The organism is Streptococcus oralis (genome assembly GCF_023110055.1).
In the GTDB taxonomy this organism is placed as follows: Bacteria; Bacillota; Bacilli; order Lactobacillales; family Streptococcaceae; genus Streptococcus; species Streptococcus oralis_BY.
The window spans coordinates 38,444-64,983 of record NZ_JALDVG010000001.1 but is presented as its reverse complement, the minus strand read 5'-3'; the positions used below and the strand labels follow the sequence as shown (position 1 = coordinate 64,983).

The 26,540-nt window shown below is 39.4% G+C and carries 27 protein-coding genes, 2 tRNA genes and 2 other annotated features; of the genes, 11 read left to right on the top strand and 18 right to left on the bottom strand.

The features are described from left to right. Positions 1 to 9: 9 nt before the first annotated feature. Together M1G01_RS00395 and M1G01_RS00390 are read right to left on the bottom strand one after the other, a co-directional pair. Positions 10 to 1,902, bottom strand: coding sequence for an AAA family ATPase (locus M1G01_RS00395; protein ID WP_247930882.1), 1,893 nt, complete (start codon positions 1,900 to 1,902; stop codon positions 10 to 12). Between the two features lie 23 nt (positions 1,903 to 1,925). Then, positions 1,926 to 2,396, bottom strand: coding sequence for a DUF3013 family protein (locus M1G01_RS00390; protein ID WP_247930881.1), 471 nt, complete (start codon positions 2,394 to 2,396; stop codon positions 1,926 to 1,928). A 115-nt stretch (positions 2,397 to 2,511) separates the two neighbouring features. Between M1G01_RS00390 and M1G01_RS00385 the strand changes: the two genes are divergently transcribed. From M1G01_RS00385 to M1G01_RS00370, 4 genes are all read left to right on the top strand, one after another. Then, positions 2,512 to 3,783, top strand: coding sequence for a replication-associated recombination protein A (locus tag M1G01_RS00385; RefSeq protein ID WP_247930880.1), 1,272 nt, complete (start codon positions 2,512 to 2,514; stop codon positions 3,781 to 3,783). 264 nt (positions 3,784 to 4,047) lie between these two features. Next, positions 4,048 to 4,120: transfer RNA gene (locus M1G01_RS00380), tRNA-Lys, on the top strand. Positions 4,121 to 4,471: 351 nt separating this feature from the next. After that, the gene (locus M1G01_RS00375; protein WP_000672740.1) at positions 4,472 to 4,987 is read left to right on the top strand and encodes a DUF308 domain-containing protein; all 516 of its coding nucleotides are present in this window, start codon (positions 4,472 to 4,474) and stop codon (positions 4,985 to 4,987) included. A gap of 61 nt (positions 4,988 to 5,048) precedes the next feature. Continuing rightward, a tRNA-Lys gene (locus M1G01_RS00370) sits at positions 5,049 to 5,121 on the top strand. Positions 5,122 to 5,261: 140 nt separating this feature from the next. On the opposite strand, the gene M1G01_RS00365 is transcribed toward M1G01_RS00370, so the two are convergent. Continuing rightward, on the bottom strand, positions 5,262 to 6,350 hold the full coding sequence (locus M1G01_RS00365; protein WP_181146609.1) for an AI-2E family transporter: 1,089 nt from the start codon (positions 6,348 to 6,350) through the stop codon (positions 5,262 to 5,264). A gap of 9 nt (positions 6,351 to 6,359) precedes the next feature. Further along, the gene (locus M1G01_RS00360) at positions 6,360 to 7,649 is read right to left on the bottom strand and encodes a DUF308 domain-containing protein (protein WP_131200110.1); all 1,290 of its coding nucleotides are present in this window, start codon (positions 7,647 to 7,649) and stop codon (positions 6,360 to 6,362) included. A gap of 803 nt (positions 7,650 to 8,452) precedes the next feature. Here M1G01_RS00360 and M1G01_RS00355 point away from each other — a divergent pair. Further along, positions 8,453 to 9,598, top strand: a complete 1,146-nt coding sequence (locus M1G01_RS00355; protein ID WP_213952212.1) for a low temperature requirement protein A — start codon at positions 8,453 to 8,455, stop codon at positions 9,596 to 9,598. 155 nt (positions 9,599 to 9,753) lie between these two features. Here M1G01_RS00355 and M1G01_RS00350 read toward each other — a convergent pair whose 3' ends face one another. Next, on the bottom strand, positions 9,754 to 11,235 hold the full coding sequence (locus tag M1G01_RS00350) for an AcpB/EbpR/MafR family transcriptional regulator (RefSeq protein ID WP_247930879.1): 1,482 nt from the start codon (positions 11,233 to 11,235) through the stop codon (positions 9,754 to 9,756). Between the two features lie 296 nt (positions 11,236 to 11,531). Here M1G01_RS00350 and M1G01_RS00345 point away from each other — a divergent pair, with 296 nt between their 5' ends. The 5 genes from M1G01_RS00345 to M1G01_RS00325 all read left to right on the top strand — a co-directional run bounded on the left by M1G01_RS00345 (position 11,532) and on the right by M1G01_RS00325 (position 13,454). Beyond that, a complete protein-coding gene (locus M1G01_RS00345; RefSeq protein ID WP_000964741.1) occupies positions 11,532 to 11,768 on the top strand; it encodes a GlsB/YeaQ/YmgE family stress response membrane protein in 237 nt (78 codons plus the stop codon). 99 nt (positions 11,769 to 11,867) lie between these two features. After that, the gene (amaP, locus tag M1G01_RS00340; protein WP_247930878.1) at positions 11,868 to 12,431 is read left to right on the top strand and encodes an alkaline shock response membrane anchor protein AmaP; all 564 of its coding nucleotides are present in this window, start codon (positions 11,868 to 11,870) and stop codon (positions 12,429 to 12,431) included. An 11-nt stretch (positions 12,432 to 12,442) separates the two neighbouring features. After that, positions 12,443 to 12,613: a DUF2273 domain-containing protein gene (locus M1G01_RS00335; protein WP_000454669.1), complete on the top strand. Its 171-nt coding sequence runs from the start codon at positions 12,443 to 12,445 to the stop codon at positions 12,611 to 12,613. A gap of 11 nt (positions 12,614 to 12,624) precedes the next feature. Next, positions 12,625 to 13,209 (top strand): Asp23/Gls24 family envelope stress response protein, encoded by a 585-nt coding sequence (locus tag M1G01_RS00330; protein ID WP_247930877.1) that lies wholly within the window; start codon positions 12,625 to 12,627, stop codon positions 13,207 to 13,209. Positions 13,210 to 13,250: 41 nt separating this feature from the next. Further along, positions 13,251 to 13,454, top strand: a complete 204-nt coding sequence (locus M1G01_RS00325) for a CsbD family protein (protein WP_000102421.1) — start codon at positions 13,251 to 13,253, stop codon at positions 13,452 to 13,454. A 218-nt stretch (positions 13,455 to 13,672) separates the two neighbouring features. Here the strand turns inward: M1G01_RS00325 and M1G01_RS00320 are convergent, their stop codons facing one another. The 3 genes from M1G01_RS00320 to M1G01_RS00310 form a co-directional block, all read right to left on the bottom strand. After that, a complete protein-coding gene (locus M1G01_RS00320; RefSeq protein WP_247931497.1) occupies positions 13,673 to 14,194 on the bottom strand; it encodes a hypothetical protein in 522 nt (173 codons plus the stop codon). A 70-nt stretch (positions 14,195 to 14,264) separates the two neighbouring features. Continuing rightward, positions 14,265 to 14,789, bottom strand: coding sequence for a thiol-disulfide isomerase (locus tag M1G01_RS00315; RefSeq protein ID WP_247930876.1), 525 nt, complete (start codon positions 14,787 to 14,789; stop codon positions 14,265 to 14,267). A 103-nt stretch (positions 14,790 to 14,892) separates the two neighbouring features. After that, positions 14,893 to 15,348 (bottom strand): GNAT family N-acetyltransferase, encoded by a 456-nt coding sequence (locus tag M1G01_RS00310; protein WP_247930875.1) that lies wholly within the window; start codon positions 15,346 to 15,348, stop codon positions 14,893 to 14,895. 70 nt (positions 15,349 to 15,418) lie between these two features. Here M1G01_RS00310 and M1G01_RS00305 point away from each other — a divergent pair, with 70 nt between their 5' ends. Further along, positions 15,419 to 16,078 carry a prepilin peptidase gene (locus M1G01_RS00305; RefSeq protein WP_247930874.1) on the top strand — a complete coding sequence of 220 codons (660 nt, stop codon included), beginning with the start codon at positions 15,419 to 15,421 and terminating at the stop codon, positions 16,076 to 16,078. Here M1G01_RS00305 and trpA read toward each other — a convergent pair. From trpA to M1G01_RS00255, 10 genes are all read right to left on the bottom strand, one after another. After that, the gene (gene trpA / locus M1G01_RS00300; protein ID WP_247930873.1) at positions 16,050 to 16,826 is read right to left on the bottom strand and encodes a tryptophan synthase subunit alpha; all 777 of its coding nucleotides are present in this window, start codon (positions 16,824 to 16,826) and stop codon (positions 16,050 to 16,052) included. The two genes, M1G01_RS00305 and trpA, sit on opposite strands and share 29 nt — an antisense overlap. Beyond that, positions 16,819 to 18,042: a tryptophan synthase subunit beta gene (trpB, locus tag M1G01_RS00295; protein WP_125422038.1), complete on the bottom strand. Its 1,224-nt coding sequence runs from the start codon at positions 18,040 to 18,042 to the stop codon at positions 16,819 to 16,821. The genes trpA and trpB (M1G01_RS00295) overlap by 8 nt, the downstream gene beginning before the upstream one ends. After that, entirely contained in the window at positions 18,020 to 18,619 is a 600-nt protein-coding gene (locus M1G01_RS00290) for a phosphoribosylanthranilate isomerase (RefSeq protein ID WP_247930872.1), read from the bottom strand. The genes trpB (M1G01_RS00295) and M1G01_RS00290 overlap by 23 nt, the downstream gene beginning before the upstream one ends. Beyond that, positions 18,606 to 19,373: an indole-3-glycerol phosphate synthase TrpC gene (trpC, locus tag M1G01_RS00285; RefSeq protein WP_247930871.1), complete on the bottom strand. Its 768-nt coding sequence runs from the start codon at positions 19,371 to 19,373 to the stop codon at positions 18,606 to 18,608. Before trpC ends, M1G01_RS00290 begins: the two co-directional genes overlap by 14 nt. Further along, a complete protein-coding gene (trpD, locus tag M1G01_RS00280; RefSeq protein ID WP_000658698.1) occupies positions 19,370 to 20,374 on the bottom strand; it encodes an anthranilate phosphoribosyltransferase in 1,005 nt (334 codons plus the stop codon). The genes trpC and trpD overlap by 4 nt, the downstream gene beginning before the upstream one ends. Before the next feature lie 10 nt (positions 20,375 to 20,384). Further along, complete coding sequence (locus M1G01_RS00275; RefSeq protein WP_247930870.1) at positions 20,385 to 20,951, bottom strand: aminodeoxychorismate/anthranilate synthase component II; 567 nt, start codon at positions 20,949 to 20,951, stop codon at positions 20,385 to 20,387. After that, positions 20,948 to 22,315 (bottom strand): anthranilate synthase component I, encoded by a 1,368-nt coding sequence (gene trpE / locus M1G01_RS00270; protein ID WP_247930869.1) that lies wholly within the window; start codon positions 22,313 to 22,315, stop codon positions 20,948 to 20,950. The genes M1G01_RS00275 and trpE overlap by 4 nt, the downstream gene beginning before the upstream one ends. Positions 22,316 to 22,714: 399 nt before the next feature. Beyond that, positions 22,715 to 22,945: a binding site (T-box leader), on the bottom strand. Then, positions 22,937 to 24,115: a tryptophan synthase subunit beta gene (gene trpB, locus M1G01_RS00265; RefSeq protein WP_247930868.1), complete on the bottom strand. Its 1,179-nt coding sequence runs from the start codon at positions 24,113 to 24,115 to the stop codon at positions 22,937 to 22,939. Its footprint overlaps the feature before it by 9 nt. 162 nt (positions 24,116 to 24,277) lie before the next feature. Further along, positions 24,278 to 24,503, bottom strand: a binding site (T-box leader). A gap of 42 nt (positions 24,504 to 24,545) precedes the next feature. Next, the gene (locus M1G01_RS00260; protein WP_001134529.1) at positions 24,546 to 25,772 is read right to left on the bottom strand and encodes a DegT/DnrJ/EryC1/StrS family aminotransferase; all 1,227 of its coding nucleotides are present in this window, start codon (positions 25,770 to 25,772) and stop codon (positions 24,546 to 24,548) included. 42 nt (positions 25,773 to 25,814) lie between these two features. Then, positions 25,815 to 26,507, bottom strand: a complete 693-nt coding sequence (locus M1G01_RS00255) for a sugar transferase (RefSeq protein WP_049479912.1) — start codon at positions 26,505 to 26,507, stop codon at positions 25,815 to 25,817. Positions 26,508 to 26,540: the final 33 nt, after the last annotated feature.

The following is a 26,540-nucleotide window of genomic DNA, read 5'->3' as shown; positions in this document are numbered from 1 at the left end:
ATTATTCCTCTATATACTCAGCCAACAATCAATATTTTCCTTTAATTTTTCTCGCCAGTTGTCATTGGCAAATTCCATTAAATAACATTTTTCGAGTTCTTTGAGTTCTTCCTCAAGATTCCCCTTTTCTTCTTCTATTCTAAGTTTTTTTTCCTTAATTTCCTCTTGCTTTTCTCCTGCAGTACTTTTAATTCCTTTCTCTCTATTCATTATATCTCTAATATATTTTGCAATTCTATTTTCTTTGTTTTCTTTTTCTTTTTTGAATTGCTTTAAGTCTTCACTCATTTCGACAAAATCTGCAATATGTCTTTCAACATATAGTGGATTTAATCGATAAAGCAATGAAATTACAATTTTAGCTGTATTTTGCTTTTCTTGTATAGAAAAATAATCAACTCTATTATGTTCTGTTTTCTTAGAATTGTCACTTTGATGACTCTCAGAATTTAATAACAATCTATATAAGAAATTATCAAACAGTCCTTTTTCTTCCTGTGTAGATAACTCATTCTTAATTTCTACTGAAGTTGATAGTTCCTCCATACCCATACAATAATTAAAAGTTGAATATCCTTCCAATACCTTTCGCATCACATTTCCAATGTAAAATTGCAACTCTTTTTTATATCCTAAAGCAAATAGATATATATCAGTTATATGCTTAGAGTAGAAATTATTTTCCGAATTAATTTGCATCAAACCATTTTCATGTGACAATTCATATCGTTTGATGTTTAATTCTAAGTCGCTAAATAATTTATTAAAATGGTAATAAACCTCTTCATCATGGGTAAAAATAAGACAAGTAAAGTTATTTATTTGTTTCGATAGAATCTTAATCTGTTCTCTTAAAAAAGAGTATATACCTATTTTATTTTCAAAATCTGTACTTGCAATAGGGTCATCTAAAACAATTAAAACCTTTTGTGTTACCTGATTCACTTCGATTTCATATAGAATACGTGAAAAAAAGTAAATGAGATTGACAATGTTCTGTTCAGCTGTAGATAGCTGATTTAAATTGTCTAATTTTTTACCTCTAGACTTTACTTCATACAATTTATCTCTACTCTTTGTAAACTCTAATCTATCTTTTGAATAAAAAATCCTAGCTGCATAATAGTTGATTTTATCAAGAAATCCCTCTGTTGGTTTACGTGCTGATTCAACAATTTTATTCAATTCAGTGTAGGATTCTTGCAACCTTTTTTCAAAAGAATTCACCTTTTCCTCTAATTCAAAAAAACCAGGAAATTTACTCAATAACTTAATTGTCTCAATTTCTCTCTCAGTACGCATACTATCGAACAAATTCCTTTGGTATTTATACTTTCCATCACTTTTTCGATATTGTGCCTTCAAATTTCTATACAAATCAGAGTTAACCAATTCTTTCAAAAAGCCTAACTCTCCTTTTTCAACAAATGTTTCTTTGCGTTTTGAGTCAAACTTAGCACTAGTTATTCCAAAATCATACAATCTCCTAGCAATGGTAGCCTCTGGATTACTGTTACTTCCTCCAAATCGTGCTAGCTGTCTTGCTAAAAGTTCTATTTCCTTATTAGTGTTTTCTATATCTTCTTTTACATCATTAATATCATTAGTTGCATAAATTAGTGGATTTTCAACATTAAAATTAACAAAAAAGTCATATCCAAAAACATAAATATATTCTTTTTCGTTAATGTCAACTGGATTGGTATCATTAAAAAAAATACTATACTTTTCGTCTTCCCTTGATTCCTTATCACGATTCTCATAAATTTCTCTAGCAATTGTTGTCTTTCCAGTTCCATTTCTAGCAAATATAAGATTATGACAGTCCTCAATAGGCAGCTCAATCATTTTATTATTAAATGGTAAATAATCTTTTTTGATTTTTATTTTATTAAAATTCATTGACGTCACCTTTTTCTAGACTCCTAGTATCTCGGATAAGGATAAAATTCTCCTTCCTCCAAGCCAACTTTTCCTTCTTCAAAGACTTCTTGGTTCCATTCCATGACAAATTCTTCTGCTTCTGGGTCTTCCAAAAAATCCATGAGTGCATCCAGCCCAACCTCTGCAGTATCTTTGAGAAAAAGGGCGAAATAAGCTAAAAATTCACGAGAGAAGCCTTTCTTTGGTAAGTAAGGAATGACAGTCAGATAATCGTCCGCATTGACTGTTGACTTGGCAGGATTGTAGAAAAGAACTGCTTCCTCAAAGAGGATATCGTCTGATGACACCTCTCCGTCCTCGTCTAGCATCTCTACTCCCGCAGCATTTTGTGCTTCCAATAAAAAACTCACTTCAACTGCATGATTGCGCTTGTCCCAGCTAATCTCAAAGTCAAAGGGAAAGTTCTTGTCCAATTCTTCCTCTAAAACATCTAAAAATCCGTATGTTGCCATTTTGTCCTCTTTCTATGCGACTCTTAAATCGCCCCGAATACTCGGAATTATGCTAAAATAGATACTACCATCTTACCACATATACATCAGAAAATCCATGTTAGAAAGGACTGCTATGCCAGACAATCTCGCGCTTCGCATGCGCCCAAAAACCATCGACCAGGTCATCGGTCAGGAGCATCTGGTCGGACCTGGAAAAATCATCCGCCGCATGGTGGAAGCCAACCGTCTGTCCTCCATGATTCTCTACGGACCTCCTGGAATCGGCAAGACTAGTATTGCCTCTGCCATAGCTGGAACGACCAAGTATGCCTTTCGAACTTTCAATGCGACAGTAGATAGTAAAAAACGACTGCAAGAAATTGCGGAAGAGGCTAAATTCTCTGGTGGTCTCGTCCTATTGCTAGACGAGATTCATCGTCTAGACAAGACCAAGCAAGACTTCCTCCTTCCACTCTTGGAAAGTGGTCTGGTCATCATGATTGGGGCGACGACTGAAAATCCCTTCTTTTCTGTAACACCAGCCATTCGTAGCCGTGTTCAGATTTTTGAGTTGGAACCTCTGTCTAACCAAAACGTCAAAGAGGCTCTTCAGATAGCTCTAAGTAATCCTGAGCGTGGTTTTGATTTCCCAGTGGAACTAGATGAGGATGCGCTGGATTTCATTGCCACCTCTACAAACGGAGATCTTCGCTCTGCCTTCAACTCACTGGACTTGGCCGTTCTCTCTACCCCTGAGAATGAAAAGGGCATTCGCCACATCACTCTGGACATCATGGAAAATAGCCTACAACGTAGCTACATTACCATGGACAAGGATGGGGATGGACACTACGATGTCCTCTCAGCACTGCAAAAGTCCATCCGTGGTTCGGATGTGGATGCCAGTCTCCACTATGCTGCCCGCTTGATTGAGGCAGGTGACCTACCTAGTCTCGCTCGTCGCTTGACCGTTATCGCCTATGAAGATATCGGTTTGGCCAACCCTGAAGCCCAGATTCATACCGTGACTGCTCTGGATGCTGCCCAGAAGATTGGGTTCCCAGAAGCCCGCATTCTCATTGCCAATGTCGTGATTGATTTGGCCCTTTCTCCAAAATCCAACTCAGCCTATGTAGCTATGGATAAGGCACTTGCTGACCTCAAAACATCAGGGCACTTGCCTATTCCGCGACACCTGCGTGATGGACACTACAGCGGAAGCAAGGAACTAGGGAATGCCCAAGACTATCTCTATCCACACAACTATCCTGGAAATTGGGTCAAGCAAGACTATCTGCCAGAAAAAATCCGCAATCATCACTATTTCCAAGCAGAAGATACTGGTAAATATGAACGGGCTTTGGCTCAAAGAAAGGAAGCTATCGACCGTTTGCGAAAAATCTGAAATCCTTTTCAAAAAATTGCACTTTCCTCTTGATTTTTTTTGAAAAAGTGGTATCATATAAACATAGAAACGCTGTGGTGTACGACTTCACACTTAAGTGTTGACCGACTATTTTTTGTATTATTAGGGAAACAAAAGTCTTCTAACAGCATGTAGGCCGTCTCACACGGAAACAGCTTCAGTTAGAGCGAGTTGCCCACCTGCTTAATTGCGCGGGTTCAATACAAACCGTGAAGTTTCGGCACCAATACAGCTTTTTTCTTTGCCTCCTTAGCTCAGCTGGCAGAGCAGCGGACTCTTAATCCGTGGGTCACAGGTTCGATCCCTGTAGGGGGCATCTAAATACAACAGGAAAAGCCTTGATAACCAAGGCTTTTTTGCTTATCTATAACTGATTTGCCTCATCATTTGCCCCACTTTTAAATCTATCTTTTCTTTTTGAACCAAATTACATCTTAACAAATAGTGTAAAGCCAGTTACTTTTGCTTTGATGCCATACAATATTTTCATGTAGAGAAGACAAATTTTATCTTCTCTTTTTATTTTCAAAATAATAAAAACTGATTTTCTTTTCATGAATCAGACTGAAACTTCCAAATTTTCCATTTAGTTTATTGATATTTCCTCTAAAAAGGTGTATAATATTTTTATTATCAAACTATACTATACTATATAGGGGGTATTGAAATGAAATTTTCTAATCGTTTACTGCTATTCCTTGCAGGAGTTGTTTTTGTCCTTTTAGGACTTTTCCTATTTACAAACCCAGTAGCTAATCTTGTTGCTTACAGCTGGTGGATTGCATTTGGTTTACTGGTTTCTTCTATAGCAGCTATTTTAGGCTATTTCTCTGTACCAAAAGAGCTTCGCTCACCAGCTCATCTTTTCCAAGGGATTGTTAATCTTCTCTTAGCTCTTTACCTCGTTGCCTATGGCTTTGTGACGCTGCCAGTTGTCATTCCAACTATTTTAGGAATTTGGTTAATTGTAGAAGCCATTATAGTTTTCTTTAAAGGCAATCGTCTGGGATTGATTTTCCCTATTATTGGCAACCATATCATGTGGATAGCGTTGCTTGCATTTTTACTAGGTCTAGTGATTTTGTTCAATCCAGTAGCTACAAGTGTCTTTGTCGTTTATGTCGTTGCCTTTGCATTTTTAATTGTTGGTTTCACCTATATCCTTGATGCCTTTCGTAAATAATCTAGCTGCCATTTTGGGCATATTAAAATAGCTGGGAAGTTACATTCTCAGCTTTTTATTTGCCTCCTTAGCTCAGTTGGTAGAGCAGTAGACTCTTAAGCTATGGGGCGCAGGTTCGAGCCCTGCAGGGGGCACATCTAAATCAACAGAAATAAGCCTTGAAACCAAGGCTTTTTTTAACGTCTAATAGCTTTTTGTAGAAAAGTATTTAAAAATAAAAGAGAAGAGAATCTCTCACTCTCTTCTCAGTATATCTTATTAAATTTAGTTTTTCTTAATCTACCTGATTTTCCTTTGCAACGACAAATTCTTTAACCAGTCGATAGATAACAGCAAATATCGGTGTAAAGAATATCATCCCAAGTAAGCCAAAGAGATTGCCTCCAATACTAGCAGCCGCAAGCGTGAAAATAGCTGGCAAACCAATAGACTGACCTACAACTCTAGGATAAATAAGGTTTCCTTCAATCAGCTGTATAACTTGATATAGAAGAAGAGAAAGTAAGGCTTGAGTAGGACTCACTGTGAAGATAAAAATCGCTCCCACAACACAAGCAATCATAGGCCCTACATAAGGAATGAACGATAGCACTCCTGCAAAGATACCTGTCATTACTCCATAGGGTATCCCAAACACGCTGTAACCAACCGCTATCATAACTCCTATGATAACTGCTTCAATCAGCTGACTCATCAAAAATTGGTCATAAGTCTCTAGTGCTACTTGTCCAATGTAAGTCAACTTTATCACCACCTTCTCTGGAAGAAAAACTTTTAGAAGTCGACTCGTCATCGCTGCCAAATGTTCCTTACTGGATAAAAATGAAAAGGTGAAGACTATAATCAAAAAGGCATTCATCAAACTTGAAAAAATATTGCCGATATTACTAGTCAGACCTGATAAAAAACCTATCAAAGCTTGGCTAATAGAACTAGATTGTCCCTGTATGCCTGATACGATAGTTGACAACATGTCTTTGGTTACAAATTCCGAGCTGCCTAGCAATTTCCCAAGTTGAGTAAGGACTGTTGAAAGGACTGTTCCCAGCTGACTAATAGTCTGGGCTAGGGTTGGCAGCACCAAAACCAAAAGAGCAATCACGATTAAGATAAGAGCTAGGAAAACAAGTACCATGGCAATCGGACGACGCAACTCTGCCTTTACCTTCAATTTAACTAAGTACTGTTCAATTTTTTTCATAGGAACATTAAGCACAAAAGCAATAACAGCACCATAAATCAAGGTTGATATTACATCAAAGAGAGAGATTGCTCCTGATATAAAGCTCGATGCATTCAGAATTACAAGAGCAACCAGCCCTATAAAAAGGATTAACGGGGTGTATTTTTTTACTAAGTTCATAAATTCTCATTAATAAACATGTTTAGATACGACTATACTATTTGGTTTTTCAAACTCTCGGTCAAGGTAGGCTTGGTAAGTTCCTGGAGCGATAAATCCTTTGGGTGAGAGGATATCGGTGCCAGCCTGACCGACTATGGTATCAGCCAAGAGCACACAGTTTGTAGATAAGACAAAGTAGGATTTAAACTTAGATTTGATAAATTTATAAAGTTCCCCATCTGTCTCATGTCTGATTTTATAAGCGTAGGTGTAGTCTTCCTTACCATCACCTGTCATGATTTTATCTGCACTTGGCTCCCATGGAATCGTCAGTTGTTTCAATTCAGCCAACTTTTTCTGAACTGCTTTTTCCATTTCAGGCGTCAAATCTATCCCATAACCAAAAAGCGTTTTTTGACTCTCACGTTTACATAGGTCAATGTACTTGTCACGATCACAGAAATATAAGACACCATCTCCTACCATGCCAAATAAGGTCTCAGAAGACGGATCATAGTTGCCATAAGAAATAACACGGCCTTGATAGCAGATATCCACATGACCAATTGCCGAAAACAGAGAGGTCTCAGCTGTATGAACAAAAATTTCTAGCTCTGCTGTCTTACCAGACTTCACTATTCCAAGATGGATATCTTCTTCCTCATCAGCATTTTCCAGCATAAATTTGTTAACTTTTGCTAAAGTTCTTGCAGGGATGAGAGCGGCTAGGACAATAGGTAAGCTAATTCTAATACGACGTTTGAGATGGTTTTTCCCAATTTCCCCTTCAAATAAGAAACCGTCACGGATATTGGACAGACCATAAAGGAAAAAATAAGCCCCTAAAACAAAGAGTTGAAAGACAGAATTTCCCGTAGAGGACAAAAGACTAGCTCCACCAAGAAAAACTAGTAGAATACCATCTAGTAAGAGACGAAAACGAGGTCGAATATTATTTTTACGGTAGAGAACATAGGTGACAAGATTAATCGTGGCCCTAAAAATCTGATAAACTCCAATCACAAGAGCCAGAACATAAATCGGTATATCAGTCGCAAGATTAGAACCTAGCAAATATCCCAGCACTAACAATTTAACCAGTGCAACTCCCAAGGTATCCGTTGACTGGCTTTTTTTGAAAACTCGTAATAGCAAATCTACGACCGTTGCTATCCAAGCTAAAAACAGAGCCAGTCGAATAATCGTTACTGGCAACCAAGTCCCCGTGACCATCAAGATAAGACCTAGCAGAACAAACAAGAAACCCTGAGCAAGTAATTTCTTACCTGTCAGACCTAAAGAGAGAATTTTCCCCATATAAAAACCTTTCAACAATAAAAATTAAGCCCTTTGATTAAACTGACTGGTAAATAGCCAACGGCACAAACAGTCTGTACCAGGCAGACATAGCGATTAGCAATGACTGTAGTAATGTCACCATCTTGTCTTATGCACTTCTAAAATTTGTTTTATTGATTCGAAAACAAAGCTAATAAAAATTAACTAAACTTGAGAGATAAGTACAATTGAGACGAAAAAATGTATAACCAATTCAACTTGTTAAGGTAAGAAAGCATTATTTCCAATCTATTAATTATTCATCTATTACCTATTATGACACAATATTCCCTATAGTTCAACTTTTTACTTGTTTTTATATTACACGGACTAAAAAGTTTTCAACAGTTGATTGCATGTGTTTTAATAAGTTTTAACCTTTCTTGGTTAGATAAAAAAAGAACCATACAGTTTAGAATCTGTATGGTTTTTGCCCCACTTTTGTCCCATTTTTAAATCATGACATTGAAAATACCTAAAATCACTTATATTTCAATATTTTTAATTGCTCTCAATATGAAAGTCCTTTCCAAATCCCTGTAGGGGGCATCTAAATCAACAGGAAAAAGCCTTGGAATCAAGGCTTTTTTGTGTAGTCTTAGCACTAAAAAACGATAGAAAAAACACCCCTTCTGAACTGCACCCCAAAAGTTAGACAGAAAAAACCTAACTTTTGTGGCGCAGTTCATTCGCGTCACATGAAGTTATTTAAGCATCTCCTTTTTTTTCATTACCATTTTCTGTTATAATAAATTGTACTTCTAAAATAGAAAGGTCTTAAGATGACAACTCTTGTTAAACATAAACGTGTAAATTATTCAGAACTTTTTTATGATCTAGTTTTTGTTTTTGCGATTTCAAAAGTAACTGCTTTAATTCACCATCTTCATAACGGTATTTTGACTTGGAATTCTTTGCTTGATTTTTTCATGTCTGTCTTGCTTCTCATCAATGCCTGGATGATTCAAACCGTTTATACCAATCGCTATGGAAAGAACTCTTTATTTAACATGGTAATCATGTTTATCAATATGGGACTTTTACTCTTTATATCCAATTTGATTAAAGATGATTGGCAACAATATTTTCATTATGTCTGTTGGGCTATTGGTACATTAACCCTTACCTTATTTTTTCAATATTTGGTTGAGTTTTTTAAAAAATCAACCGATAATGTTCATAGGGAAAGTATCAAAGGTTTTCTATGGATAACAGGTCTACGAAGTTTAGAAATCTATCTAGCAGCTCTTCTTCCTATTTACATTGGAGTCTATATCCTTTATGCTAGTATTCTGCTAACATTTATTACGCCAATTACCTCGATTAGTAAAGATGATCATTTCCAGATAGTTCTCCCCCATTTAATCGAGCGCATCTCCCTTCTTGTCATTATTACGTTTGGAGAGATGATTATGGGGCTAGTTAACTTCTTTACAATCGAGAATTTCTCGATTTATTCGGTTCTTTATTTCATTATTATGCTTTCTCTGTTCTTGTTTTATTTTGTTCAATTCGACCATGCTATTGATGAAGAATCTAATCAAAAGGGACTATTTCTAATTTACAGTCACTATCCTATTTTCATTGGACTTCTTATGATGACCGTTTCGATGAGTTTTCTTCTGAATCCTGAAACTAATCTTCTCTTTGCAACCAGCTTCTTTTATATCGGAATTGGCCTCTTCCAAGCTGCTGTCCTAGCAAATGGGCCCTATAACAAACACTATCTTCGCTATTCGAAAAGTTACTACTGTGTCCAAGCTACACTCTATCTGGCTGCCTTGATTCTCTCTTTAATCTTTGCTTCTAATCCTATAATAGTAGTAAGTATTACAACCATTTTAGCTCTAGCTATAGCTATTCATTCTATTTATTTTTATATGACACAGACTAAAAAACATTCCACACCTTACTGGGAGTTGTTTTAATGAGTTTATTACACTAAAAAAGCCTTGGAGTCAAGGCTTTTTTGTTTGTTCTGAACTAAGAAATGACAAGATTTTTAGGATATTCTGAGTCTAATATAGATGAAATTCTTTTCTTATAAAACAAAAAACGCTATCTAGCGTTTTTTGATTCTTAGTTACTCGTCTAATCGAATAAACATCATTGCGTTAAGCAAAGAGATGAGAGCGACTGTATTGACATTATTGGAATAGATCAGTCTCTTATTTTCAATAGGAGGAATAATAAAATTAGAAATAATGATGTCATAAGGTGATTCTTTTAGAGCATCAAGTGATAACTCTAATTCACTCCAAACTTCCAGTTCAAAATTGTTACTACAATAGTAAGAAAGTGTCTCTGCTATTGATTTTGCGTGATACTGATCAAAATTACTCATGACCAAAACCTTTAATTTAGGTTGATTTTGTAAAAGATTTAGCACCAAGTGTTTGCTATGGGTGATAAAAGTATAGGTCAAATGATTGACCTTCATTGAATTACGATCCATATCCAAAGCCTCTAGATAGTGTTCAATCCCTTCCTTCACCTCTGAAACAAAGCGAGGGAAAATATTTTGAAAGTTCTTGATTGTATTACCTTTTTGATCAAATAGTATAAACTCTGTCGATAATTCCTGACGATGCAGATGTGCTGTATTATGCAGATGCCAAATCAAATTGTCTCTATTGTCTACTTGGAGATTATACTCTCTTGATACCTGATCTACTAGATTTTCCAATAACTGATACGATTTTTTTACATAGCTGTCTGTTTTTGCATGGTTGAGAAATACTTCTTCATCTATGAAAAACATTTTTTGAAAATAGGATACAAACAGTTGACTTATCACTTCTTTATTCAGAGAAATCTGATATTCAGAATCAAAGCTCGCTACAATCTCTTCGATTTCTTCTGCCTGCATAAAAGATTCCAACAATTGATTGTTAAAAGAATTTTTCTCAACTTCCAAGAAATGACCAAACTTTATTCGGTATAAATTTGTTACGAGGAGTAACTTTAACATTCGTTGAGTGGCGAAATTGACTGGAAATGCAGTTTCTTTATAGACCAGTGCTAATAGCTTACACAAAGGTTCTACCGAAAAATCTTCAAAGGGCCATTCGAGGAAATAATATTTCTCTGAAAAATATTGGGCAAAAAAGTAACGGATATCGATTTCATTTCCAGTGATTCGAACTGGATTGAGGCTAATTTCAAAACGATATTGTTTCTTAATAATTTTATTAATGTGACGGATGATACGGTAAAGAGAGGAAGAACTGATATAAAACTCTTTGCAAATACTATCAGTATCACATCCTTCATTAAAGAAGATAAATTCTAAAATTGAAAAATGAGTTGAATGCTTAAAAAAATGATGATAGACCATCTCAATATCACTATCGTCAGTATTTATGATACGGATGCCGTTTGTTGAGGAATGAAATATCAAGTCAGGAAAGGAAGACCTGACATGGGACAAGTCATCTTTTACAGAACGTTCTGTACAGTGCAATAATTCTGCTAGTTCTGAAATATGAAACCAGCGTTTGTTTTCAAATAGTAATTCTAATAATTCTAATTGTCTGTGACTTTTTTTCGATAATAAATCTCTCATGAATAGCTTTTCTCTCTTTATAATAAACTGAAGGATTGTCTTTCAATCTTCATGCAATTATACCACATGGAGTGCATTTATCCTCTTACAACGACTTTTGCTTGTCATAAAAAGACTAGTCTAATCCCTTAGAAACCCAGTAGCATCAAGATTTTCTTATTTATTTGTATCTAAAGTACATGTTTACAGTACGGTTTTTAAGACGAACTATTATGTTTCCAAGTTGAGATAGTATATAATTAGTTCAATCAAAGAAATTGACTCTTTGATTTAGAAATAGAAAAGGAGGATACACTATGTTGTGGTCCATTATTGTAGGAGGTCTTATTGGTCTCATCGCAGGTGCAATCACTAAAAAAGGTGGTTCAATGGGATTGATTGCAAATATCTTTGCAGGTCTTATCGGTTCGTCTGTAGGGCAATCACTTCTAGGAAGCTGGGGACCTTCATTGGCTGGAATGGCTATTATTCCGTCAATCGTTGGTGCTGTGATTGTTGTTGCAGTCGTTTCATTTCTATTTGGTAAAAAATAAGCATTACCTAATAAGAAATTAAAAGTGATAAGCCATAATTTTGAATACTATAGACGGGTAAAATTATGGTTTAAAGCTTTTCAATTGAAAGGATTTAATATGTCAAAATCAAAGAAAATATTGTTACTTATTTTCTGTATCTTAATCTTGACTATTTTCCTTCCTATTCTCATAGATTATCATCAGGTCAGTGATTTAGATATCCACTTATTCAGTTGGAGAGAACTCTACGCTGAATTTCTGATTGCTAGATATGTCTTTTGGGGGACACTTGTCCTATCTGTTTTAGTTTTAATTTCAATGTTAGTGATACTCTTTTATCCTAAACAATATCTAGAGATTCAATTAGAAACTCAAGAAGATACATTAAAACTAAAAAATTCAGCTATCGAAGGCTTTGTTCGATGTTTGGTCATTGATCATCAGTTGATGAAAGAACCAACGGTCCATGTAAATAGCCGCAAAAATAAATGTTTCGTTACTGTAGAAGGGAAAATTCTTCCTTCAGACAACATCTCAAATCGATGTCTAGTCATTCAGAATGAAATAACTCATGGATTAAAGCAGTTCTTTGGTATTGAACGTGAGGTAAAACTTGAAGTTAAAGTGAAAGAATTTGAACCTCCAAAAACGACCAAAAAGACTGTTAGTCGTGTAAAGTAAGGAAGTAAAAAATGGAATGGTTTAAAAAATACCAGTATCCAATCATTGCAGGTCTAGTAGGTGTCATTCTCGCTTGCTTTATCTTATCCTTTGGCTTTTTCAAAACACTATTTGTACTAATTTGTGGAGCCCTAGGAGCATTTGCTGGATACTATGTTAAGGAAAAATATTTAAATAAATAAAGGAGTCTCGTATGTCAAACGTAGATAAAAATGTAGAAAAAAAAGATGTTGCTGTTGTTTCTCAAAATGTTAAAGGGGAACTCACTTATGAAGATAAAGTAATCCAAAAAATCATTGGTCTTTCACTTGAAAAAGTACCTGGACTTTTGGATGTTGATGGAGGATTCTTCTCTAATCTAACAGAAAAAATTATCAATACTGATAATGTCACTCATGGTGTCAATGTTGAAGTTGGGAAAGAGCAAGTTGCAGTTGACTTGAACATTGTTGTTGAATACCAAAAGAATGTTCCAGCTTTGTACAAAGAAATCAAAGATGTAGTCGTATCACAAGTTACAAAAATGACGGATCTAGAAGTTGTTGAAGTCAATGTGAATGTTGTTGATATCAAAACGAAGGAACAGCATGAAGCAGATTCAGTTAGCCTCCAAGACCGAGTAACTGACGTGGCTTCTTCAACAGGAGAATTTGCTTCAGAACAATTTGAAAAAGTGAAATCTGGTATCGGTTCAGGTGTTGCTGCTGTTCAAGAAAAAGTAGGCGAAGGTGTTGAAGCCGTTAAAGGCGAAACAAATGAAAAAGCTCGCGTACACTAATTCATCTGATCAAAATCAATCAATTTAAAGGAGGCAGAATCATGTCAACAGAAGAAAAATTAAACCAAGCAAAAGGTTCCATTAAAGAAGGTGTCGGCAAAATGATCGGCGATGAAAAAATGGAAAAAGAAGGAACAGCTGAAAAAGTTGTTTCTAAAGTAAAAGAAGTTGCCGAAGATGCTAAAGACGCTGTCGAAGGCGCTATTGAAGGTGTGAAAAACATGCTTCACAAAGATGAAAAATAAGGCTAAACCTTAATTGACCTTTTCATTATAGTAGTCAAAAAGAGGACCGTAAATGTCCTCTTTTTTTGTAGATCGGATTCTAAACACGCTTCCCATTTTTCGTTAAAAGGTAATGTCAACAGGAAAAGCCTTGGTTTCAAGGCTTTTTTGCATATTTAAAATAAGATCTCCCTTTTTAAAGAAAGAAAATTTAAAAGCTTGCACACTACTAGACTAGCTTATTTATCCACCACTTGAGCCTCAAACTGGGCTGGTTGATTGTCTACATTGGTAATGGTGATCGTGTAGGGTTTGTTATTGGTGGCATCAAACACTTTTTCACCTTGGTAACTCACAACAACTCCATCTTTTTCTAAATAAATATCTGGTTGCTTGTTTGGAAGTTCTTCATCCTCCTTGTCGAAACCATGGCTTTTTATAATTTTTTGTCCCTCTACTTCATAGTAAACATCACCATTACTCTCACTCCAAACACTAGAGCCAGTTAATTTAATTTTACTTGAATCGTTTTTCTTCAAGATGAAGAGTGAATAGTATTCCAAATCTTGTGTTCTGGGATTTACTCTTAAGTTGACAGATTGACCTGGTTGAAGAGTGTATTTGCCATAGTTCAAAACTGAAAAGACAAACCAGACTAGCAGCAAACTATACAAGACTCCTATAATCATTCGTGAGCGTCTACTCTTAAACAAACGTAAAAGTAACACTAAAGAGACAATAAAAAGCAATTCTGTAAACATTTTATCCCCCCCTTTCTCATCATCGTTGACATTCTGCACAGAGTCTCGCATCCATTTCTCACTAGTAACATCAACCATACAAAGTCTGATACATCTTATCTAGAAAAGCTTTCAACTCTTTTCGAACAATCTTTAACAGGCGTTCTTCTTCGGCTTGAGAGATGGTCACACTTTCTTTTTTCTGATTCCTAATATGAGAATAGTAACTACGTTTTAGGGTTAAATGATTATCTAAAATATAGTAGGCATTTATTTGTTCCTCATTTACCATTGTTTCAAATAAAACCGAGACTTCATCCCTACTAGGATTCAACATTTTCAAATCGATGTCTCCTTTTATCCCTATGGAGTCAATTCCTCCATCCAAGCGGATAGCACCGTCGGGAGGAACAATATAGCCTGCTTTTCGCATGTCAGACGCATATTTTCCTGAATCCATTAAATGTTGTAAAACAGTTATATTGTCCTTTTCTTCAAAGGAGGTTTTTAATTGCATATGTTCTTGGTGGTTTTGATACTGAAAATAAAGATTGATACCAACAACTAAGGCAATTACTGAAGCGAGCAAGATTCGTATTTTTCTACATCTCGACATGTTTATCTCCTCTATCTAAAAAATCATAGAAGCCTTGTTTCTAACTTTGAAAGATAACTTCCTTATCTTGAGAAATCCTTGGGAATCTAGTCCTACGTGACTCCTATCTACCCTTTTTCATGATGTATTTTCGTATAGGTGTTTCAACCATTTGAACGATTTCAAATCCTTCTTTTTGGTAAAGATTGTAAGCTGTTTGATTTGCCTCGTAGACATTTAGAGAAATAGTATCTATGTCTTCATTTTTAAAGGTCAAACTAACAAATTTCCTTAAAGCCTGGCTACCTAAGCCCTGCCCCTGTTTCTGGGGGTTGATAAAAAATCTCCCGATATGAAGATTCCTGTCTTCTAGCCTGATTTTCTGGATAAGCCCCACAAACTCTTGTCCATCAAAGATTGAAAAGATTCCTTCCAAATCTTGCAAGACTGGAATGGTCAAGGGAAAAGGAATCATTGTCCCCATCCATTGTTCTTGAAAGGACTTGCCAAGGGAGTTGGACCATTGGCATACGTGCTGAGCATTTTCTTTGCTCATATTTTCTTCAAAACGAATTGTCATCTATTTCCTCACCATCTTATCAATGTTTCTTTATTATACTACTTCTTCTATTTTTTACGAATAGATAAGTATGATTGATCTTTATTTTTTTCTTGTCGGGAGCATTCTCGCTTCTTTCTTGGGTTTGGTCATTGACCGTTTCCCTGAGCAATCCATTATCCGACCAGCTAGTCACTGCGATTCCTGTCAGACTCGCTTGCGACCGTTGGATTTGTTTCCTATCCTCTCGCAGGTCTTTAATCGCTTTCGCTGTCGCTACTGCAAGATTCGTTATCCATTCTGGTATGCCCTCTTTGAACTCGGCTTAGGGCTTGTCTTTCTGGCTTGGTCTTGGGGCTGGATTTCCATAGGACAAGTCATCCTCATCACTGCTGGTTTGACCTTGGGTATCTATGACTTTCGCCATCAGGAGTATCCCCTACTGGCCTGGTTGACTTTCCACCTAATCCTCATGGCTTTCTGTGGTTGGAATCTAGTCATGGTCTTCTTCATTATCCTTGGAATCATGGCTCATTTCATAGATATCCGCATGGGTGCAGGGGATTTTCTCTTTCTTGCTTCTTGCGCTCTCGTCTTTAGCGTGACAGAATTACTCATCTTGATCCAGTTTGCTTCTGCGACGGGAATCCTAGCCTTTCTCCTGCAAAAGAAAAAGGAAAGACTTCCTTTTGTGCCTTTCCTCTTACTTGCTGCTTGTGTGATTATTTTTGGTAAGCTACTGCTTGTTTGATAAAGTCCTCAATCGGCTCTCCTTGGTGGAGAGCTTTTACAATCTTCGAACCGACGATAACGCCATCTGACACCGCATTAAAACGTTCGACATCGGCTTGACTAGATACACCAAAACCTGTCAAGACTGGGATGTCAGCTACTTGATGCAATTGTGCCAAGTGCTTGTCCAAGTCTGCCCGGTAATTGCCTGATTTCCCTGTCACCCCATTGATGGCAACGGCATAGACAAAGCCTTCTGCCCCTTCAATCAACTCTTTTTGGCGCTCAATCCCTGTTGTCAAGCTAACTAGGGGAATCAAGGCAATGTCTGTAGCTACCAAAAAGGGTTCTACAAAATTGGCATGCTCGTGAGGCAAGTCTGGAATAATCAAGCCCTTAACAGCTGTATCTGCCAAATCTTTGACAAAATTTTCCACACCGTACTGAAAGAGGGGGTTGAAGTAGGTCATGATGACCAGTGGCACCTCAGTCTGAATGGTTTTCAAGGTTTCAACCAAAGCCTGAGTAGAAGTCCCATGAGCTAGACTTCGCAAGCCTGCTTCTTCGATAACAGGTCCATCTGCGACAGGGTCTGAAAAGGGAATGCCCACTTCAATAGCTGAAACACCCAAATCTTCTAAAAAGTGGATTGTTTCAGCGAGACCATCTAAACCTTTCTCATGGTCCCCAGCCATGATATAAGGAACGAAAATTCCCTTTCCAGTCGCTTTTATAGCCTTTAATTTTTCTGTTAATGTCTTAGGCATGAGCTTCTCCCTTCTTTGCTGCATCTGCTTCTAAGCGGTCTTTGACTTGAACTACATCCTTGTCCCCACGACCGGATAGGCAGACAATCATGGACTTGTCTGGACCGAGTTCTTTGGCCAATTTCACTGCAAAGGCAATGGCGTGGCTTGATTCCAAGGCTGGTATAATTCCTTCCACACGAGACAAGAGTTGGAAACCTTCCAAAGCTTCCTCGTCAGTCACAGGAACATAGCTGGCACGTTTGATATCATGGTAGTGAGAATGTTCTGGACCGATACCAGGATAGTCCAAACCTGCTGAGATAGAGAAGGCTTCAAGAATTTGACCATGAGCATCTTGAAGCACATCCATGAGGGAACCGTGAAGGACACCCGGACGACCCTTGGTCAAGGTAGCTGCGTGGTGCTCCGTATCCACACCTAGTCCTGCTGCTTCAGCTCCATACATAGCCACAGACTCATCTTCCACAAATGGATGGAAAAGGCCGATGGCATTCGAACCCCCACCAACACAGGCTACTAGGGCATCTGGTAAGTCTTGTCCTGTCAAATCACGGTACTGTTGTTTAGCTTCTCGACCGATGACACTTTGGAAGTCACGGACGATTTCTGGGAATGGATGAGGTCCCAAGGCAGAACCAAGGATATAGTGGGTATCATCGATATTTGCCACCCATGAACGAAGGGCTGCATTAACTGCATCCTTGAGCACGCGCGAACCATCAGTCACAGCCTCGACCTTGGCTCCCAAAAGCTCCATACGGAAGACGTTAAGGGCTTGGCGTTTAACATCTTCCTCACCCATGTAGATGGTACATTCCATGTTAAAGAGGGCTGCAGCTGTTGCAGTTGCCACACCGTGCTGACCAGCACCTGTTTCAGCGATAATTTTATTTTTGCCCATACGTTTAGCCAGAAGAACCTGTCCCAAGGCATTGTTAATCTTGTGAGCCCCTGTATGGTTGAGATCTTCCCGTTTGAGATAGATCTTGGCGCCACCGATATGCTGGGTCAAGTTTTTTGCATAGTAAAGAGGAGTTTCACGTCCCACATACTGGCGCAAAAGTTGGTTTAATTCCTCTTGGAAACTTGGGTCTGCCTGACTTTCACGGTAGGCCTTCTCCAACTCCAAAACTGCTGTCATTAAAGTTTCTGGGACAAAACGTCCACCGAATTTTCCGTAAAATCCATCTTTATTTGGTTCTTGATATGCCATGCTTTACCCTCTCTATAAATCTTCTAATCTTTTCATGATCTTTTTGTCCATCTGTCTCCACTCCACTTGATACATCTACTGCATAGGGAGAGAAATGTTGAATTGCTTTTGCTACATTGTCTTCCTTAAGCCCACCTGCGATAAAGAAGGGCTGAGCAAGTTCTGCTGTATCCAGTTGGCCCCAGTCAAAGGTCTGGCCACTCCCTGCCACAGGCGCATCAAAGAGTAGATAGTCTGCCCGAGAATGAGGCACGTGACCATTTCCATCTACCTGCACCGCCTGAATGCTGGCACAAGGTAAATCCTCAAACAAATCATCTGCTACCTGACCATGAACTTGAACCAAGTCCAAACCAACTTTGTCAATCGCTTCTAGCAATTCTGTCCGACTTGGTGAAACAAATACGCCAACTTTTTTTACATCGGAAGGAATGAGCTTTGCCAGCTCTGTAGCCTCTTCCAAGGTCACCTGTCTTTTACTGGGTGCGAAGACAAAACCGATATAGTCTGCCCCTGCTGATACGGCTGTTTCTACCGCTTCTTTGGTCGATAGTCCACAAATCTTAACCTTTGTCAATCTGCAACTCCTTGATTCTCTGGGCTACATCTTCTGCCTGCATGAGTGCTGTCCCAACCAAAATTCCGTTAAAGTATGGTGCAACGCGTTTTGCATCCTTCCCTGTGAAAATAGCAGATTCAGAAATGTAATAGCGACCTTCCTTAAAGTGCTGGGCCAAGTCTACACTAGTCTGCAAGTCGACTTCAAAGGTGGTCAAGTTGCGGTTATTAACCCCAATAATCTCAGCACCCATTCTGTGGGCCACTTCTAGTTCAGCTAGATTGTGGGTCTCCACCAAGACTTCCAGACCAAGCTCTGTCGCGTAGTCATATAGTTCCTTGAGGCGTTCTTCTGACAAAGCAGCCACGATGAGCAGGATAACTGTCGCGCCGGCATTGCGAGCACGGATGATTTGCTTTTCATCGATGATAAAGTCCTTGTTGAGCGTTGGAATGTTTACCTGACTGGAAATCTCCCGCAGATAATCCAAATGCCCTTTAAAGAAAACCTCATCTGTCAAAACCGAAATCATCACTGCTCCATTTGCTTCATAAGTCTGGGCCTGTTTCACAATATCCACATCGAGATTGATATCTCCCAGACTAGGACTAGCTTTCTTGACCTCAGCGATTACCTGCAAACGGTCACGATGATTCTTCAAAAATTCTGCCAAGCGATAGGTCTGGCGCAAGGGCTGGATTTCCTCCAGCTTCATTTGCTCGACCTCACGCGCCTTCTGCTCTAAGATTCGTGCTAAAAATTCCTGACTCATTTTTGGTACTCCTGTAACAGTCTGAGTTTTTCAAGGGCCTTGCCACTAGCAATCACTTGACGGGCTAAGGCAACACCTTCCTTGATACTAGCTACCTTACCATTAGCATAGAAACCAAGACCAGCATTCAAGACCGTCGTTTCCAAGAATGGACTTGGTTCGTTTTGAAGAACGCTAAGCAAAATCTCTGCATTTTCCTGAGCATTCCCTCCACGGATATCTTCAATAGCGTAGCGTTCCATCCCCAAATCTTCTGGAGTGAAACTTGACAAGGTGATTTCGCCATTTTCAAGAAGAGCAATCTTGGTTGTTCCGTTCAAGCCAGCTTCATCAAGACCTTCTGGTCCAGCAACCACGACGGCACGTTTGCGACCCATATTTTTCAAAACCTGAGCTGTACTTTCTAGAAGTTCTGGACGACTAATACCAAGAAGCTGTGTTTCCAAAGCCATTGGGTGAATCAGTGGACCAGTCAAGTTCATGATCGTTGGAATTCCTAGTTCCAAACGTGCTGGCATGATGTATTTCATAGCTGGATGCATATTTTTAGCAAAGAGAAAGACGATGCCAGTTTTATCAAAGACCTTACCTAGTTCAGCTGGTTTGAGGTCAAGATTGATGCCCAATGCTTGAAGGACATCTGCCGAACCCGATTTAGAAGAAATCGAACGGTTACCGTGCTTAGCCATATGAATGCCGCCACCAGCCAAGACAAAGGCTGCAGTTGTGGAAATGTTAAAGCTGAAGGACTTGTCCCCACCTGTACCACAGTTGTCCATAGCATCATGAATTTCAGTTGGAATATGTTGGGCATGTCCTCTCATGACTTGTGCAATGGCTGTACGCTCTTCCGGTGTTTCCCCCTTCATCTTAAGGGCCAAGAGAAGAGAAGCAATCTGAGCTTCGGTTACACGCCCAGTTACGATACGCTCAATGACATCCGTCATTTCCACACCTGATAAATTTTCAAATTTTGCTAGTTTTTCAATAATCTCTTTCATCCTAGTTTCCTCACTTTACAACCCTCTCTATAAAATTCCGAATAGAAGACAAGCCATCTGGCGTTCCGATACTTTCTGGATGGTACTGGAAGCCATAAATCGGCAGGCTTTTGTGTTGAATTCCCATAATAGCCTGGTCATCAGTCGAACGAGCTGTCACTTCAAAGCCTTCTGGCATTTCTTCAATCAAAATACTGTGATAACGCATGACTGGACGACCATCCTCAATACCTTGATAGAGAACAGATGGCGCTTCAAAGCTGATATGGCTCTGTTTCCCATGCATGACCTTTGGAGCCAAACCTAATTTCCCACCAAAGACTTCTGCGATGGCTTGGTGACCCAAACAAATCCCTAGAATCGGCTTCTTACCTGCAAAGTCACGAATCATGTCTTCCATCTTTCCAGCATCAACCGGCCAACCAGGACCGGGAGAAAAGACCAGACCATCTGCTTTTTCAGCTTCTTCATACAGCTTGGGATCATCATTTCTCAAGACCTGCACTTCTGCAAAATTCCCAATGTATTGAGCCAAATTATAGGTAAAAGAATCATAGTTGTCAATCAATAAAATCATGGTCTTAGTTCTCCAATTCTAGTCATAGATTTAGCCTTGTTAATGGTTTCTTGGTATTCGTTTTGGGCAATAGAGTCATAGACAATCCCTGCCCCAGCCTGCACATAGGCTGTTTGATTTTTGAGAATCATGGTTCGGATGGCGATAGCGAAATCCATATCACCCGTCGCAGACAAGTAGCCGATTGCTCCTGCGTATACGCCTCGTTTTTCCGTCTCCAGTTCATAAATGCGTCTCATGGCCCGAATCTTTGGTGCCCCTGAAACTGTTCCAGCTGGAAGTGTAGCTTTCAAAGCATCCATGGCAGTGAGGTCTGGAAGCAAACGTCCCTTGACCACGCTGGTCAAATGCATGACATAGCGGAAGAGCTCCACTTCCATATACTTAGTGACTTGGACACTTGCCGTTTCAGAGATGCGGCCAATATCGTTACGCCCCAAGTCTACCAACATCCGATGTTCTGCTGTTTCCTTCTCATCAGAAAGCAGATCAGTTGCCAAGACCTTGTCCTCTTCATCCGTTGCTCCTCTTGGTCGCGTACCGGCAATCGGATTGGTAGTTACAATGCCATTTTTGACAGAAACCAAACTTTCAGGACTAGCACCGATGATTTGATAATCCCCAAAATCATAGAAATAGAGGTAATTAGAAGGATTGGTCACGCGGAGATTTCTGTAGAAATCAAATGGATTTCCAGTAACTTCTGCTGAGAAGCGTTGACTGAGCACACATTGGAACATATCACCATTACGAATCAAGCCACGAGCTGTTTCCACCATTTGCTCAAACTTCTGAGGAGCGATATGCGGTTTGAAGTTCAGCGGAGATAGATCCAAATCTTCAAATTCATTTGGAGCAGGAATGCGTAATTCCTCAAGCACTTGGTTCAAGGCTTTTTCCAAATCTTCTTGACTGCGATCGCTATAAAGAGCATCCTCTATGACATGAATTTTTTCTTTCTTGTGGTCAAAGACCATATAACTCTCATAGACAAAGAAATGCATATCTGGTGTCCCAATTGTATCTTCAGGGATTTGACCGATTTCCTCATAGAGCGAGATCATATCGTAACCAACAAAACCAATGGCTCCCCCACCAAAAGGTAGGTCTGAGTCTGAATGGTGCTGGCTCTTATGAGTCACTTCATAAAGGAAATCCAAAGGATCCCGATCAATCACTTGACCATTTTGATAAAGAACTCCATTTTCAAACTGAATCTCAAAAACAGGATTATAAGCTAGGATAGAAAAACGAGCGGTTTCCTTGTCTCTCGGAATACTTTCTAAGATCACCTTGTGTTGTCCTTTTAAGCGCATATAAGCCAAGATTGGTGATAAGACATCTCCATGAATGATTCGTTCCATTGTAATTTCCCTTTCAGTCAATAATTTATAGACTTTTAGTCTTAATTTCTTACCTTTTTTCTATTTCCCTTAAATAGTGCGGACGGGAGGTAAAATTATCCAGTGGATGATTTTAGAAATCCATGAAATGAAAGACCTAATTTTCGAGCTCCTCGCTCATTCATTTCTAGGCTCAGGCTAAAATAGTTCCCCAAACTATTTTACTCTCAAAAATTCCGTCCTAGAGAAGCATCTTTGCTTCTCTAGGATACCACCATGGCGGGAAATAGCGGTTCAATGATCACTTTGCTCGCAAATATTTTATAGAAATCTATCTAGTGATGAAGCATAATTTAAAACTGATAGCCATATCTACATATCTACGAAAAATATATAAAAATCCCCACGCAAAATAACTTGCGTGAGGACGAAATTCGCGGTGCCACCTCAATTATAGGATTTCTCCTATCTCTCATTCCTGTCTCAGATAGCTCCTGTAACAGGCTGTGCGATAAAGGGCACTTCCTTGAGAATTATGTTTTCTTCTCTCGTTTCAAATGGACCCAACCTTACAGCTTTCTCTGCTTGTTTCCAGCAACCACAAGCTCTCTGTGAGAGAAAAGACTGTAATTTTTCCATCTCTTATTTTTTAGCTTCCAGGTAGTCTGCAATGGCAGCTACGTCCTTGTCTCCACGACCAGAGACATTGATGATGATAATCTCATCTTTACTTAGTTTCGGTGCACGTTTAACCGCTTCTGCGATAGCGTGCGAACTTTCGATCGCTGGGATAATCCCTTCAGTCTTGCTTAGAAGGAGCAAGGCTTGAACAGCTTCTTCATCTGTCGCTGCTACGTATTCTACGCGGCCAGAATCTTTGAAGTAGGCGTGTTCTGGACCAACCCCTGGATAGTCCAAACCAGCTGAGATAGAGTAAACTGGCGCCAGCTCTCCGTCTTCCTTAAAGACTGCATAGGTCTTCATACCATCGACAATTCCGACACTACCTTTTGTCATAGTGGCTGCATGCTTGTCTGTGTCAAGTCCATGACCGGCAGCTTCGACCCCAACCAATTTGACTTCTTCATCAGCCACATACTGCGAAAAAGCACCGATAGCATTGGAGCCACCACCTACACAGGCAATGACGTAGTCTGGTAAACGGCCTTCTTTTTCCAAGATTTGGCGACGAGATTCTTCACTGATGACCTTTTGGAATTCATGAACAATGGTAGGATAAGGATGAGGCCCTACAGCAGATCCCAAAACGTAGAAGGCTTCAAGGTCATTCATCCATGCTCCAAAGGCTGAATCAACCGCATCCTTAAGAGTTCGTGTCCCCGTTTCAACTGCGTGAACAGTCGCTCCCATCATCTCCATACGGAAGACATTGAGTCGTTGACGCTCCACATCTTCTGCACCCATGTAGACATCACAAGCCATACCAAACTTGGCTGCAGCAGCTGCTGTCGCAACACCGTGCTGACCAGCTCCTGTTTCTGCGATCACTCGTTTTTTGCCCATACGTTTGGCAAGAAGGATTTGACCTAGAACATTGTTGAGCTTGTGAGAACCAAGGTGGTTAAGATCTTCGCGCTTGAGATAAATCTTAGCTCCACCTAGGTGCTCTGTCAAACTTTCCGCAAAATAAAGCGGTGTTTCGCGACCAGAATAATCCTTCAAGTAATGGCGAAATTCTGCCAAAAACTCTGGATCATCCTTGTACTTGTCAAATGTCACTTCCAACTCATCCAACAAAGCTTGAATCGGCTCCGGTACAAAACTACCACCAAATTGTCCAAAATAACCTTTAGTTGTCATAAAATTTTTCCTCTTTCCATATTAATTCGGCTTTTTGTTTGCTTTTAGTAGTAGGCAAGGAGCTGCAGATAGAACTCAAGTTCATCAAAGCGACTTAACGCCCTAATAAAAGATAAACAAAATGACCGAAAGAAAAAAGCCCACACACAGAATCTACTTCCATGTGAGGGCGTTGGTAACGCGGTGCCACCTCAATTATAAAGGGACTATTCCCCTTTACATCTCTGCCTTGTCTAACAACAAGTTGCACTGTAAGGTGTGCGCACCGAATTTTCATTGTTTCAAATTCATTTTTAAAATCAGCCCACTTTCACTACTTCCAACCACCTGTTCACAATCACCACAGGCTCCCTGAAGATCAAAAATAGTTACTTTTCTGATTTGTTGAGAATATTATATGCTATTGTCCGCTTTTTGTCAAGATTTTTTATTATTTTTTTCCAGAACCGAGGATTTCTTCAGAAATTCTCACCAAAGTCTGAACGATGTAATCAACTTCTTCATCGCTTAATTTTGTATGAAGAGGAAGCGTAATTTCATTTTCAAAGAAGGCATAGGCTCTTGGATAATCTGCCATATCGAAACCAAGATTCTTATAGGCTGTCAGGAGAGGAAGCGGTTTATAGTGTACATTACTTGCAATTCCTGCTTTGGCCAATTCTTGGATGATGTGGTTGCGTTCTTCTAAACTTGCTCCTTCTACATGGGTGATGTAGAGGTGGCGTGAAGATTCGACACTATCAGTCTTGTGTGCCAATGGACGGATGCGAGAACCTGCAAAACCACGATCATAGCGGTCCACGATGTCCTTACGACGTTCTAGCAAAGCTGGGTAACGGTCCAATTGTACCAAACCAATCGAAGCCATGATATCGGTCATATTGCACTTGTAGGCTGGTGTGACGATATCGTACTCCCATGAACCCAATTGCATCTTGGCAAGAGCATCCTTTGTTTGACCGTGAAGGGAAAGGATTTGGAACTCCTTGTACATCTCTTCGTCATCAATCGCTGGATTGGCTTTCCAAGTCGCACTTCCTCCCTCAGCCGTTGTAAAGTTCTTAACGGCGTGGAATGAGAAGGAAGTAAAGTCAGCGATAGATCCAGCTGGTTGTCCTTTATAAGTAGATCCCAAAGCATGGGCACTATCTGAGACAATTACGATACGGTTAAAGGCTTTTTGCCACTTGCTAGCAGCTGTAAAGAGGTCCCGTTTCTTCTCCACCACTTGGAGCAAACGATCATAGTCGCAAACAATCCCTGCAAGCTCAACCGGAATAATCACCTTAGTCTTTTCAGTGATGGCTTGCTCAAGCAAGTCATAGTCCATCTCAAACGTATCTGCTTGAATATCCACCATGACAGGTGTCGCTCCTACGTGTGTGATAACACTACATGAAGCTGTATAAGTCATAGCTGGAACGATGACTTCATCCCCAGGTCCCACTTCCAAAACACGCAAAATCAACTCAAGAGCGGCTGTCGCAGAGTTGAGGCAGACAGTCTTAGGTGTCTGTGTGTATTGAGACAAGCGGCGCTCCAGTTCTTTTGTCTTCGGACCTGTTGTGATCCAACCAGAACGAAGGGTATCCGCTACTTCAGCAATTTCAGCTTCGGTAATATCGGGAGGTGAAAATGGAATATTGTAATTTGGCATTGATTTGCTCCTTTTATCTGTACTCATTTTCTCATGACTACTTTATTTTAGTACTTCAAACACGGTTTGAAACATGATTTTAATGTCTCCAAGGAAACTAAACTCTCGGAGATAGGCGAGATTATAGCGCATCTTTTCAGGAAGAACATGTTCTACATAGGCTTGGTCAACTGACAGACCTTTCTCCGTCATTTGACTGATGATCGTATCCTCATCCTTGTAGTTGATGCTGGCTGGAGAGGTAATCCCTGCTGGCAAGAGCAAGGTCGCCATCATTTCAGGGCTGTACTGCTCTGTGTAACGTGGCACTTCAGGACGGGTCCCTACAAAGGACATCTCGCCTTTAAGGACATTGACCAGCTGAGGTAGTTCGTCCAAACGCACACGGCGAATGAAATTCCCCACTTTGGTAATACGGCTATCGTTAGCAGAAGTCACCAGACTTCCTTTTTTATCCGCATCCGTTACCATAGTACGGAACTTCCAAATCTTGAACGGACGGTTGTACTGGGTCACGCGCTCTTGCTTGTAAATGACTGGTCCCTTGCTATCCAACTTGATCCAAATGCTCAAGATAAGAAAGATGGGAGAAGTCAAAACTAGCAAAAACAGGGCCAGAACCCAATCCAGGAAACGCTTGAAAATCAGCGAACCCTTCCTTTTAGAGACAAGCTGGTAATAAGACTCAACCTCGCTTGATTGCATTTCCACGGGCAAGTCTTCCCATTTCAGCATGCTGTTTCTCCTTTGTTTTTATTATACTATTTG

Bases quoted from the DNA above. Each gene is read 5' to 3' on its own strand.
- M1G01_RS00345 (WP_000964741.1), top strand. From the start codon at position 11,532: ATGTTGTGGTCCATTATTGTAGGAGGTCTTATTGGTCTCATCGCAGGT.
- trpD (WP_000658698.1), bottom strand. From the start codon at position 20,374: ATGAAAGAGATTATTGAAAAACTAGCAAAATTTGAAAATTTATCAGGT.
- trpC (WP_247930871.1), bottom strand. From the start codon at position 19,373: ATGAGTCAGGAATTTTTAGCACGAATCTTAGAGCAGAAGGCGCGTGAG.
- M1G01_RS00390 (WP_247930881.1), bottom strand. From the start codon at position 2,396: ATGGCAACATACGGATTTTTAGATGTTTTAGAGGAAGAATTGGACAAG.
- M1G01_RS00375 (WP_000672740.1), top strand. From the start codon at position 4,472: ATGAAATTTTCTAATCGTTTACTGCTATTCCTTGCAGGAGTTGTTTTT.
- trpA (WP_247930873.1), bottom strand. From the start codon at position 16,826: ATGCCTAAGACATTAACAGAAAAATTAAAGGCTATAAAAGCGACTGGA.
- M1G01_RS00255 (WP_049479912.1), bottom strand. From the start codon at position 26,507: ATGCTGAAATGGGAAGACTTGCCCGTGGAAATGCAATCAAGCGAGGTT.
- M1G01_RS00275 (WP_247930870.1), bottom strand. From the start codon at position 20,951: ATGATTTTATTGATTGACAACTATGATTCTTTTACCTATAATTTGGCT.
- M1G01_RS00335 (WP_000454669.1), top strand. From the start codon at position 12,443: ATGGAATGGTTTAAAAAATACCAGTATCCAATCATTGCAGGTCTAGTA.
- M1G01_RS00325 (WP_000102421.1), top strand. From the start codon at position 13,251: ATGTCAACAGAAGAAAAATTAAACCAAGCAAAAGGTTCCATTAAAGAA.
- M1G01_RS00385 (WP_247930880.1), top strand. From the start codon at position 2,512: ATGCCAGACAATCTCGCGCTTCGCATGCGCCCAAAAACCATCGACCAG.
- M1G01_RS00260 (WP_001134529.1), bottom strand. From the start codon at position 25,772: ATGCCAAATTACAATATTCCATTTTCACCTCCCGATATTACCGAAGCT.
- M1G01_RS00365 (WP_181146609.1), bottom strand. From the start codon at position 6,350: ATGAACTTAGTAAAAAAATACACCCCGTTAATCCTTTTTATAGGGCTG.
- M1G01_RS00330 (WP_247930877.1), top strand. From the start codon at position 12,625: ATGTCAAACGTAGATAAAAATGTAGAAAAAAAAGATGTTGCTGTTGTT.
- M1G01_RS00350 (WP_247930879.1), bottom strand. From the start codon at position 11,235: ATGAGAGATTTATTATCGAAAAAAAGTCACAGACAATTAGAATTATTA.
- trpB (WP_125422038.1), bottom strand. From the start codon at position 18,042: ATGGCATATCAAGAACCAAATAAAGATGGATTTTACGGAAAATTCGGT.
- M1G01_RS00395 (WP_247930882.1), bottom strand. From the start codon at position 1,902: ATGAATTTTAATAAAATAAAAATCAAAAAAGATTATTTACCATTTAAT.
- M1G01_RS00315 (WP_247930876.1), bottom strand. From the start codon at position 14,789: ATGTCGAGATGTAGAAAAATACGAATCTTGCTCGCTTCAGTAATTGCC.
- M1G01_RS00305 (WP_247930874.1), top strand. From the start codon at position 15,419: ATGATTGATCTTTATTTTTTTCTTGTCGGGAGCATTCTCGCTTCTTTC.
- amaP (WP_247930878.1), top strand. From the start codon at position 11,868: ATGTCAAAATCAAAGAAAATATTGTTACTTATTTTCTGTATCTTAATC.
- trpB (WP_247930868.1), bottom strand. From the start codon at position 24,115: ATGACAACTAAAGGTTATTTTGGACAATTTGGTGGTAGTTTTGTACCG.
- M1G01_RS00360 (WP_131200110.1), bottom strand. From the start codon at position 7,649: ATGGGGAAAATTCTCTCTTTAGGTCTGACAGGTAAGAAATTACTTGCT.
- M1G01_RS00355 (WP_213952212.1), top strand. From the start codon at position 8,453: ATGACAACTCTTGTTAAACATAAACGTGTAAATTATTCAGAACTTTTT.
- trpE (WP_247930869.1), bottom strand. From the start codon at position 22,315: ATGGAACGAATCATTCATGGAGATGTCTTATCACCAATCTTGGCTTAT.
- M1G01_RS00320 (WP_247931497.1), bottom strand. From the start codon at position 14,194: ATGTTTACAGAATTGCTTTTTATTGTCTCTTTAGTGTTACTTTTACGT.
- M1G01_RS00310 (WP_247930875.1), bottom strand. From the start codon at position 15,348: ATGACAATTCGTTTTGAAGAAAATATGAGCAAAGAAAATGCTCAGCAC.